The sequence below is a fragment of the Shewanella sp. 10N.261.52.F9 genome (assembly GCF_041471165.1).
Lineage (GTDB): Bacteria > Pseudomonadota > Gammaproteobacteria > Enterobacterales > Shewanellaceae > Shewanella > Shewanella marinintestina.
In genome coordinates this window covers 221759-238323 of record NZ_JBFRNX010000013.1, presented here as the reverse complement: position 1 = coordinate 238323, position 16565 = coordinate 221759, and the positions used below count along the sequence as shown (strand labels likewise).

Sequence of the window (16565 nt, the reverse complement as noted above, 5' to 3'; positions counted from 1 at the left end):
ATGAGCAGTAACTTGCATCAAGCAGGCGTTAAGCTGCTCAAGCAGTTAGGGCGTCATGCTGAGCTGGTGATGGACGTGTATTTGTCCGGCTCAGTGTCGGTGGATGAGACTAATGCTCAAGCCATCGATAAGCTGCAAAAGAGCGATATTCTGTGGCGACCAGAGCCAGAGCAGGAGCTGCGCCTTAAGCGCTCTGTGCGTGCTTTGCTAGAAGAAGCGTTAAGCGATGAGCGTAATCGTCAAATTGACTCTAATGTTGGCTCATCACTGGCGACGATTAAGACCTTGGCAGATCACTATAAAGAGGCGCGCCACAATGTCGATTTTAGTGCATCAGAAGCTTACCTTGCCGATTTAAGCGAGCATGTTTATAGCTTTGCCGATGGCCTGCGTTATTCGATTCGAGTGTTGTGGAGCCGGATTAACAACGAGTTTGGTTATGTGGGTAGCATCAACGCTAAAATTCGTGAAAACGAGTTAGCTCAGAGCCAAGTGTCAGAGCTGCTAAACGGTTTAGAGATGTTCCAGTTTAGTGAGCTCGGTGAAATTGCCGGCGATACCCGTGAGCTACGTAAGTTACTGGTGACAACACTGCAAGAAACCTTGAGTGACTGTACTCAAGAACTCAGTGTGGTACAGGCGCGCTTACTTGAGCTACTGGGTCGTTTCCGTCAAATACGTGGCCGTACCCGTTTGCTAAAAGGTTGGTTGCTATACACCGACTTGCATCCAGATTATAAGCCTGCCGATCACGTTAGCCATAAGCAGTTACCTGCACTGTTTAATATTGCCGAGCCCTTGTTGGCGCCTGCGGCAGTGGATGTAAGCAACCATAGTTTAGAGCCTGAGCTGTTTGAGATTGTCTCTAATATCAAACGTATCGACCGTTTACATGATGTGAGTGCGGTGCGCGAGCAAGACGTATCGGTCGATCTCACACAAGCTGAAGACTTTGATATTCCAGATAACCCACTAAAGCTAGCGGTAGATGGTTATTTCTGTGCGGTGATTGACTCAGGTAAGAGTCAGTCAGCGCTGGATTACCTGGATGAACATGAGCTACCTTGGGATAGAGAGTCATGGTTGTATCAAGTGATTTGTGGCTATGAGGGGCTTCCTGAGGAGCACCGGAGCTACTTTGAGCTCGAACATATCGGTGAGCCAGATCCAGTCTATACCGGTAACTTCATCATCAAAGATGTCGAGCTATGGCTGGCATAGTCCCGCTAATGTGACTAGAAAGTGTGACTAAAAAAGCACCTATTTAAAGGTGCTTTTTTTATGAGCATTAATCGGTGGTTTTAAGCTGTGGTAGCGTTTGATCTAACTTTTACAGCAGCTGGGCAGTGTTAAGTTTTTAAAGTCCTCATCATTTTGGTGTTTTAAACTATCTGATTTTTAAGTTTCTGTGGTTAAAATGCTGCCATTTTGTTGCTGTTGTAAAAGTTGTGCCTAAGTGTAGTTTGTTGTTGTTTTGGTTATCTCATTGTTTTTGCTTGATTTATTTCAACACTAAAAGCTTGGTTACACAGCTGTTTCAAAAACTAATTTCAGCTTTTGCATTGTAATTTTTGCCAGCATGTTTCACTATCCCTGCCACAACGAGATAGAAATCAAGTTTCTATCAACATTGAAGGCAATAAAAGGCATGCGCTAAGACATGTCTAATAAGGCAAGCAAATGAAAAAATCACTTTCGACACGGATCTTTATTGGTCTGTTCTCTGGGCTTATTTTCGGCTCAATCATTCAATACTTCCTCGCTGACATCAGCTTATTTTCTGGCACCATCGTTGACTTAGCCTCAGGCGCAGGCACCATGTTCGTTAATATGATCATGATGCTGGTAGTGCCGTTAGTTTTCGTCAGTATCGTCTGCGGCGTGTGCGAACTGAAAGATCTCAACAGCTTTGGTCGCTTAGGCGGCAAGACATTCGGCTTCTACATTATCAATACCTTAGTCGCTATTTTCGCGGCATTAGGCGTGGCGTTACTGCTGGCGCCGGGTAAAGGCGTTGATATGTCAAGTAATGGCGGCGTAGATATCGTAGCCACTGAATTGCCTAACTTAGTAGAACTCGTGGTGAGCATAGTACCAAGCAACCCGATTGCAGCGTTTAGCTCTGGTAACATGTTACAAGTTATCTTTATGGCATTACTATTGGGTGGCGTGATCAAGTCGCTGGGTGAGACAGCACAAAGCGCAGTTAATGGATTCCAAGTTGCCAACAAGATTATGATGAAGCTGATTAGCGTTGTTATGCAGCTTGCGCCTATTGGTGTATTCGCACTTATGCTTAAGTTAGGTGCTACATTAGAAGCGGCAATCTTTGGCAGCGTGGTGGAATACCTAGTGCTAATCCTAGGTTTATTATTACTTTGGATTTTCGTGGTGTATCCATTTGCAGTAGGCATGTTTACTCAGGTATCGGCGAAAGAGTTTCGTGCTAAGACCCGTGAGCAAATCCTGTTCTCGCTATCGACTGCTAGCTCAAATGCAACCATTCCAGTGACGATGCGCACCTTAACCGAGAAGCTTGGGGTTAATCGTTCAGTTGCAGGTTTTGGCGTGCCACTCGGTGCAACCATGAACATGGGCGGTGTATCGATTTACATCACTATTGCAATCTTCTTTGTGGCGAACGCGTTTGGTGCTCCTATTACTATGGAGCAGCTACCGGCCTTAATGTTCAGTATCTTCTTACTATCAGTTGGCGCAGGTGGCGTACCGGGTGGCGGGATGGTGATGATTGGCGTGCTGATCCATCAGATGGGCTTACCTGTTGAAGCATTTGCGATTGTGGCGGCACTGGATCGTCTAATCGATATGGTACTGACTTCATGTAACGTAGTGGGTGACACCGCAGTATTGACGATTGTTGATGAAACAGAAAAGTCGAGCGACGCAAAACTCGCAACCGCTGAAGCTTAAATTGTTTAAGTGACTGATTAAAAATGCCAGCATTATGCTGGCATTTTTGTTTGTTGCCCCAGAGCTTATTTCTCTTTAGTGATGCGGCGGCTGAGTGCACTTTGGCTAATACCTAGCATCTGCGCTGCAGCGGTTTGGCTATTGGCGGTGCGGTTCATTGCCTCTTGGATCAGCGCATCACTCATTTGCGCCAGTGTTGGTAGGTTCTTGGGGAAAATAATCTGGTCGCTGTCGCTGCTAACATTCGACTTGCTGAGGTTTATCGCTTCCATAAAAGGAGTGATATTCAGCGCGATGCCATCACTGCGGCTTACCGCGTCAAACACCATGCCTTTTAGCTCATGTAAGTTACCCGGAAACTCATATTCAGATAACTGCTGCGCAAGAGAAGTGGGTTGCTGTGGCTCCGATAGACCCATCTCTTTGGCTGCAAGCGTAATAAAATGATTAATCAGCATCGACAAATCGAGCTTACGCTGCCTAAGTGGTGGTAGCTTTATGGTGTGCGAGCGCAAGCGATACAGGAGATCACTTCTAAACTTTGCTGCTTGATTCAATGCTAATAAGTCATGCTGGGTCGAGGTGATAATTTTACACAGCACAGGGTAGGCTCTATCACTACCGAGCGGGTAATACTGTTTATGCTCAATCACATCGACAAGCTTGGCCTGCGCCTCAATCGGTAAGTCGCCAATTTCATTAAGATATAGCAAGCCTGACTGTACTTGATGCAGTACACCCGCCTGAGCACTGACTTTACCGTCATCATCTGTGTGTAGCTGACCAAATAGCTGCAACTCAAACGCTGAAGTGCTAATACCTGCAAGGTTAACATTGATAAATGGCGCGTCCGGGCAAATCAGTTGATGGCAAGATTTCGCGAATTCATCTTTACCTGTGCCGCTTTCTCCTTGGATCAAAATAGGCTCAGGGCTTAATGCCACCGCTTCTAAGTATCTAAATTGGTCTAGTAGAGCTGGTTCACAGGTAAGGATGTTATTAAACACTTCTGGGCGATTGAGTGTGCGACTTAAAAAACTTTCTTTAATGCGCAAGTAGTTGCGCTCAAGCCCGACAACTTCTAAAGCGCGGCGCACGGTGCGGGCAAGGTCCTCGACTTTATCGGTTTTAATAAAGTAGTCATACGCGCCGTTTTTAATGCAGCGCACTGCGGTGTCGACTTCGTTTACGCCAGTGACAATTAATACCCGCGTCTTAGGAAACTCACTGCGGATCATTTCTAGCAAGTCTTCGCCAGAGTGAAATGGCATGGTTAAGTCAAGCAAGACTAAGGCGTAGTCACCGGTTTGTAAGCGGCTCATCACTTGACGGCTATCAACACAAGTATCTATTTTAGCTTCCGGTACTAGGCGGTTAAGAGTAATTGATAGCGTACGTAGCCACGATGCTTCATCGTCAACAAGGAGAATATTTCTAGCAAGTTTCATGTTGATAGCAATCCTATTAAATATGTGTTCGAGCCTTTCAAGCTTGTTAATTTAAGGCGCAATAATGAGTCGTTACCGGTTTGCTTGTTAGTCACAGTATTAATACTCCAACGGAAAGCGAATTTTAATCACTGTTCCTTGACCAAGACGTGAGGAGATCTGCATATCGGCTTTATGTTCTTTAATAATGCGACTGCATACAGATAACCCTAGTCCCGTGCCACCACTTGAGCGGCGAGTGGTGAAAAACGGTTCGGTAATTCTTTGCAAGGTCGCTCGGTCCATGCCTGCGCCTTTGTCACTCACTATCAGGCAAATATGATTATCTTCCACCGCCGTTTTGATATTGATGTGCTCGACATTGTCGTAGTTATCAGCGTCTAGCTTAATAGCGTGGCAGGCATTTTGGATCAGGTTAATTAATACTTGATGCAGCTGCTGAGCATCACCAATCACAATCGGGCTTGGATGGAGCAAGTCAGTAGCCACATTCAATATTTTTGTTTGGTTAGCAGTAAGGCGTAGCGATACTTTTACCACTTCATTAAGGCAAGTAGGCTGATAATCATTGCTGAGCGTAGGTCGTGCATAATGCTTTAAATCGTTTACGATACGGCTTATACGTTCAGCGCCTTCATTAATAGATTGGCTGCTCAAATCGAGCTCGGCCATTGCACTGTCGGGTGTCATGCCGGCAATGGTCCAAAATGGGTTTTGTCTTTGATAGCTGTCACTAGCCTCATTGAGATCTCTGAGTGCATCGTTAATAAAAGCAACGGAGTGAATAATGATCCCTGTAGGGTTATTAATCTCATGGGCGACACCCGCTGAAAGCTCACCAAGTGATGCCAAGCGGCTAGCCTCGTCATTGGCTTGGCGCAGCCGATGTTGCTCTGTCGCCTCTTCAAGCAAAATGACGACTTGTTTGTCACTGATAGGGTGTAACTGTAACTGCCAGTATTGGTCGTTAATCTGCATATCTGCAGTTTGCGATTTTTGTCCCTGTAGTGCCTCGGCTAAGGCGAGGTTAAGATCAAAACTTTGACCATCTATATAATGAAACAACGGGTTATTGAGAAGGTCGTTATTATTGTCGTTACTCCACAGACACTCAGCATCTTGGTTGTAAAGTGTTACACCATGGGGAATACCGTCGAGTACTGACTGAAACTGTTTTGATATATTTGAAATTGCCAGTTCAGCTTTTTTACGTTGAGCCAGTTCTACTTTTAATGCTTTAGAGCGTTTACGTAGACTCAAGCTAATAAAGCCCGTGAGTAACATACCAATGGCCGACATTAAACTGACAAAAATCGCCAACGACAACATTCTGCGTTGAGCCGAGTTTAAGTCGACTTTCTCACGGCCAGTACCAAACCATTTATTCACTAAACGATCATACTCACCAGAGAGTTTTAGCTGTCTAAGTGCGTCGTTGATTTGCGTCATCAGCTCGGCATTTTTATAGTTACTGACAAAGTTAAACGCACCGTAAATCAGCGGATCACTAGAGCTTCTAATTGACGGATACAGTGGCATTAATCGCCTAGCAACAAAGTTTTCGGCAATCACCACATCGACTTCGCCTTTAATAAGCAACTGAAAGCCGGTTTCATATAAATCTACATCAACGCGAGTAAAGTCTTGCTCTTTACCTGAGATATACACATCAACAAAGGCGCCTTTCTTAATTGCGACACGCTTACCGACTAAATCAGCCCAGCCGTTAATAAAGGATTTACCTTGCAGGGTATAGGCCTTGGCGTGAGTAGCATAAATAGGATCTGACTGACTTAAGGTACGGTCAATGGTAATTGGGCTCACTACGGCAATGACATCAATCAAGGAGTCACGGTTGTGGACATCAGTGAGTAGCTGTTGAAAGCTTTTGCGGCGGATAACAATACGCTTGCCTGTGAGCTGACCAATGCGGTCCATAAGTTCGAGGTTAAAACCTTGGTCAACTCCGTTATTACGCCATTCAAGGGGCGCAGTTTTAGAGTGAACACCAAAGACGATGCTTTGTTTTTGCTGGTGATCTTCAGCGTGGGCGGTCAAGGCTAATGCGAATAGCCCAAGCGCGCAAAATAAGTTAACAAATATTTTCATAAAGGAATCTTAGCATGCGCTTATACAAGATAACTGTGCGGGGTTTCTCGCTTTTAAAGCAATTCAAGTTGGCTACTAATCGTATTGAGCCCTTGGTTTATCTGGCTTTTCCAATTTGAGTCATTAATTGCAGAACACTGAGCAGAGTTTGTGATCAAGCTAACCTAAGGTTATGCATTTTTGCATAACTGCTAATGAGATTATGCATGTTTGCATGAGCCATTTTGTAAGCTGTGATCGAGTGTTCAGTTTCAATCGCAATTCAACACATGCTGTTGCTGGGTTATCTCGATAGGCAGACAATTACCTCGAATTGAGTATTTAAGACAGCGTAATGACTGTCGAATATAACGTGATAGCTTTTGCGCTGCTGCAGGCAGCAATACAAGGCGAGGAAATGAGATGAAAAACTTTAAAAAAGCAGTGTGCATCGCAACACTTCTAGGTTCAGCAGGCTTTATGTCTAACGCGATGGCTGCTGACAATCTAGCTGAATTCCATGGTGAAAACCAAGAGTGTGATAGCTGCCACATGCCAGATGGCGAGCTTTCAAACGACAGCTTAACTTACGAAAACGAACAGTGTGTAGCTTGTCACGGCACACTAGCTGAAGTTGCTGAAGAAACTAAACATGAGCACTACAACGCTCACGAATCTCATTTCCCTGGCGATGTGTCTTGTACGTCTTGTCACAGCGCTCACGAAAAATCGATGGTTTACTGTGATTCTTGCCACAGCTTCGACTTTGACATGCCTTACACTAAGAAGTGGGAACGTCATGAGCCAAGCATCGATGAACTATTAAAAGACCAGTCAGACCGTCAAGCAGCGCTAGCTGAAGCACCACGTGACACTGTTGATGTTGTCGTTGTTGGTTCTGGTGGCGCAGGTTTCTCTGCTGCAGTATCTGCACATGATCACGGCGCTAAAGTGATTCTAATTGAAAAAGAGCCAGTGATTGGTGGTAACGCTAAACTTGCTGCCGGTGGTATGAACGCAGCTTGGACTGATCAGCAAAAAGCTAAAGGCATCAAAGATAGTGTTGAGTCTATGTACAAAGACACTATGAAAGGTGGTCGTGACCTAAACGAGCCAGAGCTAGTAGAAGTTTTAACTTCACACTCTAAAGGTTCAGTTGATTGGTTAACTGGCATGGGTGCAGACCTTAATGACGTAGGTCGTATGGGTGGCGCTTCTGCTAACCGTTCACACCGTCCAACAGGTGGTGCTGGTGTTGGTGCTCACGTAATCCAAGTGCTTTACGATAACGCGGTTAAGCGTGACGTTGATATGCGCATGAACACCCGTGGTATCGAAATCCTTAAAGACGACAAAGGCAATGTTAAAGGCCTACTTGTTAAAGGTATGTACAAAGGTTACTACTGGATTAAAGCTGACGCCGTTATCCTAGCAACAGGTGGTTTTGCTAAGAACAACGAGCGCGTATCAAAGCTTGATCCTAAGCTAAAAGGCTTTATCTCTACTAACCAACCTGGTGCGACTGGTGACGGTATCGACGTTGCAAGCAATGCCGGCGCGGCGATGACAGATCTACAGTACATTCAGGCTCACCCAACATTATCTGTTAAAGGTGGTGTGATGGTAACTGAAGCGGTTCGTGGTAACGGTGCAATCTTGGTTAACCGTGAAGGTAAGCGTTTCGTCAACGAAATCACGACACGTGACAAAGCTTCTGCAGCTATCTTGAACCAAACTGGCAAGTCTGCGTTCCTAATCTTTGATGACTCTGTACGTAAGTCACTAAGTAAGATTGATAAGTATATCGGTCTAGGTGTTGTTCCAAGTGCTGACTCGCTAGTTAAACTAGGAGACATGACTGGTATTGATGGTAAGAACTTAACTGAAGCTGTTGCGCGCTACAACAGCCTACTTAAGAGCGGTAAGGACACTGACTTTGGTCGTCCAAACCTACCTCGTGCCCTTAACGAAGGTAATTACTACGCAATCGAAGTGACTCCAGGTGTTCACCACACTATGGGCGGCGTGAAGATTGACTCTAAAGCTGAAATCATGGACGCGAAGAAGCAAGTTATCCCTGGCCTATACGGCGCTGGTGAAGTAACTGGTGGTGTTCACGGTGCTAACCGTCTAGGTGGTAACGCTATCTCTGATATCGTCACCTTCGGTAGAATGGCTGGTGAGAACGCAGCCGAGTACTCTAAGAAAAACTAATCTTAGATTGTTAGTTAAAGGTTAGCTTCAGAGTTTCTCTTAAAGTTAACCTTTAAATAGGAAGCCTTCATCTTACAGATGGAGGCTTTTTTGTATTTGTAGCTTAAGAGGCAATTGCAGTGGTGCTGAACTGCGCATAGAAATAAATGGGTCAGAGTAAACATATAAACACCTAGCTTAACGTCCCCGAATTAACTAACAGAAAACACCCATTCCCCATCGAAGTTGCCGAAATGCGTAAATGAAAATGCCGTGGAGTCATCATGGATGATGGCTCAGGCTCAGCGGGACATGGATGTCCCATCTGAGCCGTTAGGCGATTTTTATTGAAGTATGAGGATCAACAACTTCATCGGGGGCGGCAGGGGAGATGAAAGAGGGGATTGCTGTTGATCCCCTCTTTCCCGAGTGTGAGCTGGAAGCTCACGACTTTGGTCAGGCGCAGCCTGATGCGTTACCAATGTGGCATAGCCACTAACTTTATCAAGCGTAGCTTGATTATTTAAAGTGACAGTCTGACATAACCTAACTGACCACCAAACTCGGTGGCTGAGTCGCCACCTTAGCGACGAAAATCCTGATGTATCTCAAACAAACGAAAAATTAGTAAAAATATTTTTTGTTTTTAATATTGGTTTAACGCTTGTTTTTTGTGTAAAAAAATTACCTGTTGGCTATGGGAATGCCTAAAAATAGTTGTTTTAACTTTAAGTTTAGTAACTTTTATTCATTAGCTATATTGTTCAAAATATAGAACAATGTGACTACTGCTTGTTGTTTTTATTCGTTTGGTTCATTTTATCTTCCTGTATTTCATTGGAAACCCCCTCTAAAACCCTCTAGTTGCTGTTCTAGTTGAAAGATAATGTGTGTGGTATTTGCGTTCTGTTATTTGTTCGAGGTTTTGTGTGATTTAAAGTGTGACTTTGCGCAACTTAAGGCGATTTTTTGTATTAAAAGTACAAATAGCTACTTGGCATCTTTGGTTGATTTATGGGCTTTAGGGGCACTAGTAATCCTATTCATAGCTGCTGTAAGCTCTGGTTTCTTGATCTTAAATGATGGCTTCTAGCTTGGGGTTTTCACTGCTTAGAACTGTCAATAATACCAAAAATAATACTTATACCTTATAAGGACGAGAATGATGAAAATCCTGAGCGCTACTGCTGCTGCAGTCACTCTAGCAATGTGTTCGTTTGCGGCTACAGCTGCAGACTTTAAGCCTGCTGTTGCTTTTGATACAACGGGTAAGTTCGATAAATCTTTCAACCAAGCCGTTTACCAAAATGGTGTATTGAAGTTTAACGAAAGCTCAGATATTGAAGTGCGTGAATTCGTACCTTCAAATGACGCGCAGCGTGAGCAGGGTCTTGAGCGTCTAGCGCGCCGAGGCTTTAGCCCAATCGTTGTTGTTGGCTTTATGTATGGCTCAGCACTTGAGAAAGTGGCTAAGAAATACCCTGAAACTGAATTCGTCATTATCGACTCAGTAGTTGATCTGCCAAATGTTAAATCACTCGTGTTCAAAGAACATGAAGGTTCATTCCTTGTAGGTGCACTTGCTGCGATGAAGTCTGAAACCAACAAGATTGGTTTTGTTGGCGGCATGGATATTCCGCTAATTCGTAAGTTTGCTTGTGGTTACGAGCAAGGTGCTAAGTTCATCAGTCAAGATGCTGAAATCTTCCAAAACATGACGGGTTCTACTATTGCTGCATGGAATGACCCTGCTCGTGGTGCTGAACTTTCTAAGAGCCAGTTCACTAAAGGCGCTGACGTAGTATTCGCAGCTGCGGGTGGTACGGGTGTTGGTGTTTACCAAGCGGCTAAAGACGAAGGTAAGTACGCGATTGGTGTTGATTCAAACCAAAACTATATCCACCCAGGCGTGATGCTAACTTCTATGGTTAAGCTGGTTGGTGTTGCCACATTTGAAGTATTTAAAGATGCACAGAAAGGCGAGTTTGTAGCTGGTATTGATAGCCGTGGTCTAGAAGAAAATGGTGTTAACTGGGCACTTGATGAGCATAACCGCGCACTAGTGACTCCAGAGATGGAAGCAAAGCTTGCTGATATCACTAAGAAAATTATTGCAGGTGAAATTGTTGTTCATGACTACATGAAAGACAACAGCTGTAAATACTAAGCGGTATTAACATAGATAAAGCTCTCCAGTTTATGACTGGGGAGCTTTGTTGTAAGTGGTAATTTTTAAGAGTTAATTATATACCTATCAATATAAATATTTGGTCGCTCAGCGAGAGTTTAGCGGCTCTGAGGCAAGGCAACGAGTGAAGAGCATAGTTATTCTACGTTTAAGCTCGTTAACACAGCATCAGAATCGCTAAAACTCGCCATTCTGGAACGTTTTTGGCTGCCTACTTCGGCGTTGAATAGCTTTATAAGGGAACAACCATTATCGCTGCTATTCGCCTTGAATTAGTTTGCCAAAAAACGCTCTGAGTAGAGCAAATTCTTATACTGATAGGTATTAAATCAATATTTGATCAATGTTTAGTCATCAATGCCTGCTTAGGCATTTGAGATAATTATGACCATGTCTACATACGCAAAAGAAAAATCCGATGAACGTCCCACAGCACTTGAGCTTCGTGGTATCGACAAAAGATTTGGCGCTGTTCACGCCAACAAAGATATCTGCTTAAAAATTCCTGCTGGCACCATTCACGGTATTATCGGTGAGAACGGTGCAGGTAAATCCACCTTGATGAATATCATTTATGGTTTCTACACCGCTGATAAAGGTGAGATCCTAATTGATGGCGTTGAGCGCAAGCTGGCGAACTCTAAAGAGGCCATTAGTTATGGCATCGGCATGGTGCACCAGCATTTTATGTTGGTTGATAACTTCACCGTGCTTGAGAACGTTATTTTAGGTGCTGAAGAGGGCGGTTTACTTAAGCCGAGTCTTAGAAAAGCGCGTAAAGAGCTTGAGCGTTTAGCCAAAGAGTATCAACTTGATGTGCCACTCGATAGCCTAATTGAAGAGCTTTCGGTTGGATTACAGCAACGTGTTGAGATCTTAAAAGCGCTATATCGCGGCGCAAAAATACTGATTCTAGACGAGCCTACAGGCGTACTGACGCCACAAGAAACTGAACACCTATTCCATATTTTTGATGCCTTGCGTGCACAGGGGGTGACTATTTTACTTATCACCCATAAGCTGAAAGAGATCCTCTCGGCGACTGACAATGTGTCAGTAATGCGCCAAGGTGAAATGGTTGCTCACAGAGAAACTGCTCACACCAATAAAGAAGAACTCGCTGAGTTGATGGTTGGCCGCAAGGTTCGCCTACAAGCTGAAAAAAGCGATGCTAATCCAACTGAAGTATTGCTTTCAACCCACAACCTTACCTATACCGATTCAATGGGTGTTGATCGCCTTAAAGATGTGTCGATTGAAATTAAGGCCGGTGAAGTCGTAGGTGTTGCTGGTGTCTCTGGTAATGGTCAATCAGAGCTATTAAGTGCACTCGCTGGGCTTATCACACCAACGCGTGGTTCAATTAAGATTGCCGATAAGGTGATTGATGCCAATAACCCAACTTGCGCCGATGGTATGCGTCAATTAAAGGTTGGTCACATACCAGAAGATAGATTGGTCATGGGCTTAATCAAGACTTTCAGTGCTGAAGAGTCTGCCATTCTTGGTCATCACAATCAGTCGCAGTACAACGGCCATTTATTTAATAAGCCAAAATTCATTACCTCTGAATGTAAGCGCTTAATGGATGAGTGGGACGTTAGACCGCGTGATCCTAAGCTGAAAAGCTCATTGTTTTCAGGTGGTAACCAACAGAAGCTGATTATTGCCCGTGAAGTAGATCAAGACCCAGATATTTTGCTGATTGGTCAGCCGACTCGTGGTGTTGATATCGGTGCGATTGAGTTTATTCATAAACGCATTATTGAATTAAGAGAGCAGGGTAAAGGGATCTTACTGGTATCTGTCGAGCTAGATGAAGTGATGTCGCTTGCAGACCGAATAATCGTGATGTTCGACGGCCATATTGTGGGTGAGATTGATGCCAGCAAGGCTGATGAGAAAACCTTAGGAATGATGATGGCAAATATTCTGCCTGATGAGCTAGCTGCGGATAACGGAGGTCAGTTATGAACGACTCTAAAATCCCATCTTGGGTAAACATTTTTGTTTTGCCTCTGATTAATATCATGTTTGCGTTTGCGTTTGCCGCAGGTATTTTTATTGCGGTTGATGTAAACCCGATAGAAGCAGCTGGGGTGATGGTACGAGGCGCACTTGGTTACCAAGAGGGCATTGGTTACACGCTTTATTACGCGACTAACTTTATCTTTACCGGCTTGGCTGTAGCAATGGCATTCTCTGCTGGCCTATTTAACATTGGTGGTGAAGGCCAAGCCTATATGGGTGGCTTAGGTGTCGGACTGGCGTGTTTAGCACTCGATAGCACTTTGCCCTTCTGGGCGTTGCTGCCGATTACCATGCTTGCCAGTATGTTGTTTGGTGCGCTGTTTGCGCTGATCCCGGCTTACTTACAAGCGTATCGTGGTAGCCATATCGTTATTACCACCATCATGTTTAACTTTATCGCGTCAGCGTTAATGGTTTACCTACTGGTAAACGTACTTAAACTTGAAGGACAAATGGCGCCAGTATCACGCGTATTTGATGAAAACGCGGGTTTGCCTATGTTCCATGAGATCGCAGCATGGTTTGGTTTCTCTTTCTCACAATCTCCAATGAACCTAAGTTTCTTTATTGCGCTGATCTGCTGTGTACTTGTATGGGCATTGTTATGGCGCACGCGTTGGGGTTATGCCATTCGTGCAATGGGCGCAAGCCCTAGTGCAGCCGAATACGGCGGCATTAGCTACAAGAAGCTGATCATTGTAGTGATGCTTATCTCTGGTGCGCTATCAGGCATGATGGGCTTGAACGAAGTACAAGGGTACAGCCAGCAGCTTAAACTCGACTTCGTTGCCGGTTATGGTTTCACTGGTATTGCAGTGTGTTTGATTGGCCGTAGCCATCCAATAGGGATTATTTTAGCGAGTATTTTATTTGGCGTGTTGTATCAAGGCGGCGCAGAGTTGTCATTTGATTACCCGAATATCGACCGTGAAATGATCCAAGTAGTGCAAGCATTAGTGGTACTGTTTAGCGGCGCATTAGCATTAATGCTAGTGAAACCGACTGAGAAGCTATTTGTGTTTCTTAATCAAAAGAAAGCAGCCATCGGCAGCGTTAAGGCGGAGGCATAAATTATGTTTGAGAATATCATTCTAATCTTAGATGCAACGTTACGTGTATCGGCGCCGCTAATTCTAGCTGCATTGGCAGGCTTGTTCTCAGAACGCTCAGGTATCGTTAACATCGCCCTAGAAGGCAAGATGCTTTCAGCGGCCTTTGCGGCAGCGGCAACCGCTACAGTCACAGGTTCTGTTTGGCTTGGTCTGCTGGCAGGTATTGCTGTTTCAGTGATGCTGTCACTGGTGCATGGTTTTGCGACCATTACCCACCGCGGCGACCAAATCGTATCTGGTGTAGCCATTAACATGCTAGCGGTTGGCTTAACCGTTACCTTGGGTCGTTTCTGGTTCGGTTTAGGTGGGCAAACGCCAGCACTAACTGATGATTCACGCTTTACTGCTATCACCTTACCATTTGCAGATGCATTAGCCGATGTACCAGTTATTGGCATGGTTTATAGTCAGCTAATATCAGGGCACAACTTCTTAGTGTATCTGTCGCTGTTTGCAGTACCTGCGGTTTACTGGATTGTTTATAAAACCCGTTTTGGTCTGCGATTACGTGCAGCCGGTGAAAATCCGCATGCGGTAGATACAGCTGGTATCTCAGTTGCGTGGATCCGCTACCGAGCATTGATTATTGCCGGTGTATTAGCGGGTATGGCTGGGGCTTACTTATCGACTGCGCACAGCGCAGGCTTCGTGCCTAACATGAGTGCGGGTAAAGGCTTTATCGCGTTAGCGGCACTGATTTTCGGTAAGTGGAAGCCTGTACCAGTATTGTTTGGTTGTTTGCTGTTTGGTTTCTTAGACGCGATAGCAATTCGTCTGCAAGGTGTTGAGTTACCGTTAGTTGGCGAAATTCCAGTGCAAGCGATTGAGGTATTACCTTATATCCTGACGGTATTGTTACTAGCAGGCTTTATTGGCCGCGCAGTAGGACCAAAGGCGATAGGTAAACCTTACGTTAAATCACGCTAGGTTTCGCTAGCGATAGCGTGGTTTATCGTTGTTGAAGTCTCGTTAATTTTCGCTAATAACGAACTTTTCGATTGAGATTAAAGAGTTTACTTGAGCCGATGATGTTTCATATTTGGTTCAGTAAACTCTTTTTGTTTTTAAGCTCACTGGTGCGCAGCGATGTTAACTGTTAAATGTAGTCAAACTATCATAAGCTCACGCTGAGGTTGAGCCTAATCTAATGACTCTTAGGTGCGTAATCTTCAAATTGCACGATATTGACTCCAGTCATATTTGATAGGTATTGCTCTAAGAAAACCTTGTGATTGGCTCCTATTATAATAACAAGCTTACCGCCAACGTGATCGGCGACTACCCGCATTATATTTGAAGCCATATTGAGGTTGCGTATCTCCCACAGAGCTACCCTCGCTAGTGCTGATTTGGGCTCCAAATCTTTATCTATAAAGCCTAACCATTCTTTATTGATTACGTCAGATTGATACTCTTCGCTATTGAACCAATAAAACATTGGTAGCCAATTTCCTGTTTCCAGTGCTTGAGATTTTAACTTCTCAGGTTTGGTTATATATTCGCTTGTGCGGAATTCTGCCCAAAAAGTCGATTTTTGGTAAGACGGCATTAATTCGTGAACAACTTTGCTGTACATGTCTTTGTCTAAATGGTCATCAATAGGATATACACGATTGAGGTTAAGTCTTTCTGCTAATTCTAAGCCAATAACGTTTATTTCGTTGTTACTATTTGTTTGCTTCTGAAGAAATATTTGCAGTTCTTTTGAAAGACTATCATTAATGGATTTAGTATCTAAAAGGCTCCAGTTTAGAGCGGCTGTATCTCGGTTGTAGCCTGCAACAGCAAGTCTGATAATTTCAATTCTCTGTTGCTGGTCAAACTGTTTTTTAGTCAGTAATTCATTCATTTTCTTAATTGCGTCATTAGCTGAAACTCCTAAAGCTTTCTGCTCTTTTTTAGCTAATGATAGAAATGTATCTCCGACAAATTGAGATAAAACTGCCTGGTATTCATTAGAGCCATTGAGCATGGTGATGATGTCTTCAGCTCTCAGAGATTCAACAGCGATAGCGGTAGGGTTAAAGGTTTCTAGCATTTGGATTATGGGGATAAAATCGTCCTTGTTTAGCTCACCCTTAATGGTATTGAGGTGTGTGCTCCCTAAAACCATGACGTCTGTTTTAAGCCTCGCTTTGGCATTTAAGTTTTGAATATATTGTTCTGCCCAAACATTATGCGAAATAGATAGAGATACGATTAAAACTAACAACTTATACATCAACATTCCTCCTTGATTATGTTTTTACAATATAAGGTTTTGTTAGGATTTTAAACTGTCGAGTTATTGCTAAGATATAAAATGCATATAAGCGTTATAAATACATAATTTTACGAAATAAAATACTGATTCTTTAGTATTTTAGGGTGTGAGGCGTATCAGGTCAGAGTAAACATTTAAATACTCGATCTAACATTCCCGATTTAGTCTACAGAAAACGCCTATTCCCCATCGGAGTTGCCGAAGTACGTTGAAGAAATAACCGTAATGCCCACACGGATGTGGGCATAGGTTTATTAAGCCACAATAGCGGGACAGGATGTCCCATCGGAAGCGTTAGGTTATTTCGAATA

At 43.9% G+C, this 16565-nt stretch carries 10 protein-coding genes; 7 read left to right on the top strand and 3 right to left on the bottom strand.

The features are described from left to right. Together AB4298_RS10070 and AB4298_RS10065 are read left to right on the top strand one after the other, a co-directional pair. Nucleotides 1–1221, top strand: a complete 1221-nt coding sequence (locus AB4298_RS10070) for a phosphoenolpyruvate carboxylase (RefSeq protein WP_371986583.1) — start codon at nt 1–3, stop codon at nt 1219–1221. Between the two features lie 459 nt (nt 1222–1680). Continuing rightward, nucleotides 1681–2931, top strand: a complete 1251-nt coding sequence (locus tag AB4298_RS10065) for a dicarboxylate/amino acid:cation symporter (RefSeq protein WP_371986581.1) — start codon at nt 1681–1683, stop codon at nt 2929–2931. 65 nt (nt 2932–2996) lie between these two features. Here AB4298_RS10065 and AB4298_RS10060 read toward each other — a convergent pair whose 3' ends face one another. Both AB4298_RS10060 and AB4298_RS10055 read right to left on the bottom strand, forming a co-directional pair. Then, complete coding sequence (locus tag AB4298_RS10060; protein ID WP_371986580.1) at nt 2997–4379, bottom strand: sigma-54-dependent transcriptional regulator; 1383 nt, start codon at nt 4377–4379, stop codon at nt 2997–2999. Nucleotides 4380–4478: 99 nt separating this feature from the next. Further along, entirely contained in the window at nt 4479–6488 is a 2010-nt protein-coding gene (locus AB4298_RS10055) for an ATP-binding protein (RefSeq protein ID WP_371986579.1), read from the bottom strand. Between the two features lie 402 nt (nt 6489–6890). On the opposite strand from AB4298_RS10055, the gene AB4298_RS10050 reads away from it, so the two are divergent. The 5 genes from AB4298_RS10050 to AB4298_RS10030 all read left to right on the top strand — a co-directional run bounded on the left by AB4298_RS10050 (nt 6891) and on the right by AB4298_RS10030 (nt 14918). After that, the gene (locus tag AB4298_RS10050; RefSeq protein WP_371986577.1) at nt 6891–8681 is read left to right on the top strand and encodes a flavocytochrome c; all 1791 of its coding nucleotides are present in this window, start codon (nt 6891–6893) and stop codon (nt 8679–8681) included. A gap of 1141 nt (nt 8682–9822) precedes the next feature. Beyond that, nucleotides 9823–10827: a BMP family lipoprotein gene (locus AB4298_RS10045; RefSeq protein ID WP_248998255.1), complete on the top strand. Its 1005-nt coding sequence runs from the start codon at nt 9823–9825 to the stop codon at nt 10825–10827. A gap of 405 nt (nt 10828–11232) precedes the next feature. After that, nucleotides 11233–12822, top strand: a complete 1590-nt coding sequence (locus tag AB4298_RS10040) for an ABC transporter ATP-binding protein (RefSeq protein WP_220780283.1) — start codon at nt 11233–11235, stop codon at nt 12820–12822. After that, the gene (locus AB4298_RS10035) at nt 12819–13949 is read left to right on the top strand and encodes an ABC transporter permease (RefSeq protein ID WP_220759097.1); all 1131 of its coding nucleotides are present in this window, start codon (nt 12819–12821) and stop codon (nt 13947–13949) included. Before AB4298_RS10040 ends, AB4298_RS10035 begins: the two co-directional genes overlap by 4 nt. Before the next feature lie 3 nt (nt 13950–13952). Then, entirely contained in the window at nt 13953–14918 is a 966-nt protein-coding gene (locus AB4298_RS10030) for an ABC transporter permease (protein WP_248470042.1), read from the top strand. Between the two features lie 217 nt (nt 14919–15135). Here AB4298_RS10030 and AB4298_RS10025 read toward each other — a convergent pair whose 3' ends face one another. Continuing rightward, nucleotides 15136–16212 (bottom strand): DUF5694 domain-containing protein, encoded by a 1077-nt coding sequence (locus AB4298_RS10025; RefSeq protein WP_371986574.1) that lies wholly within the window; start codon nt 16210–16212, stop codon nt 15136–15138. Nucleotides 16213–16565: the final 353 nt, after the last annotated feature.

Excerpts from the sequence above, each read along its gene's own strand:
- AB4298_RS10070 (WP_371986583.1), top strand. The coding sequence starts at position 1 with ATGAGCAGTAACTTGCATCAAGCAGGCGTTAAGCTGCTCAAGCAGTTA.
- AB4298_RS10065 (WP_371986581.1), top strand. The coding sequence starts at position 1,681 with ATGAAAAAATCACTTTCGACACGGATCTTTATTGGTCTGTTCTCTGGG.
- AB4298_RS10060 (WP_371986580.1), bottom strand. The coding sequence starts at position 4,379 with ATGAAACTTGCTAGAAATATTCTCCTTGTTGACGATGAAGCATCGTGG.
- AB4298_RS10055 (WP_371986579.1), bottom strand. The coding sequence starts at position 6,488 with ATGAAAATATTTGTTAACTTATTTTGCGCGCTTGGGCTATTCGCATTA.
- AB4298_RS10050 (WP_371986577.1), top strand. The coding sequence starts at position 6,891 with ATGAAAAACTTTAAAAAAGCAGTGTGCATCGCAACACTTCTAGGTTCA.
- AB4298_RS10045 (WP_248998255.1), top strand. The coding sequence starts at position 9,823 with ATGATGAAAATCCTGAGCGCTACTGCTGCTGCAGTCACTCTAGCAATG.
- AB4298_RS10040 (WP_220780283.1), top strand. The coding sequence starts at position 11,233 with ATGACCATGTCTACATACGCAAAAGAAAAATCCGATGAACGTCCCACA.
- AB4298_RS10035 (WP_220759097.1), top strand. The coding sequence starts at position 12,819 with ATGAACGACTCTAAAATCCCATCTTGGGTAAACATTTTTGTTTTGCCT.
- AB4298_RS10030 (WP_248470042.1), top strand. The coding sequence starts at position 13,953 with ATGTTTGAGAATATCATTCTAATCTTAGATGCAACGTTACGTGTATCG.
- AB4298_RS10025 (WP_371986574.1), bottom strand. The coding sequence starts at position 16,212 with ATGTATAAGTTGTTAGTTTTAATCGTATCTCTATCTATTTCGCATAAT.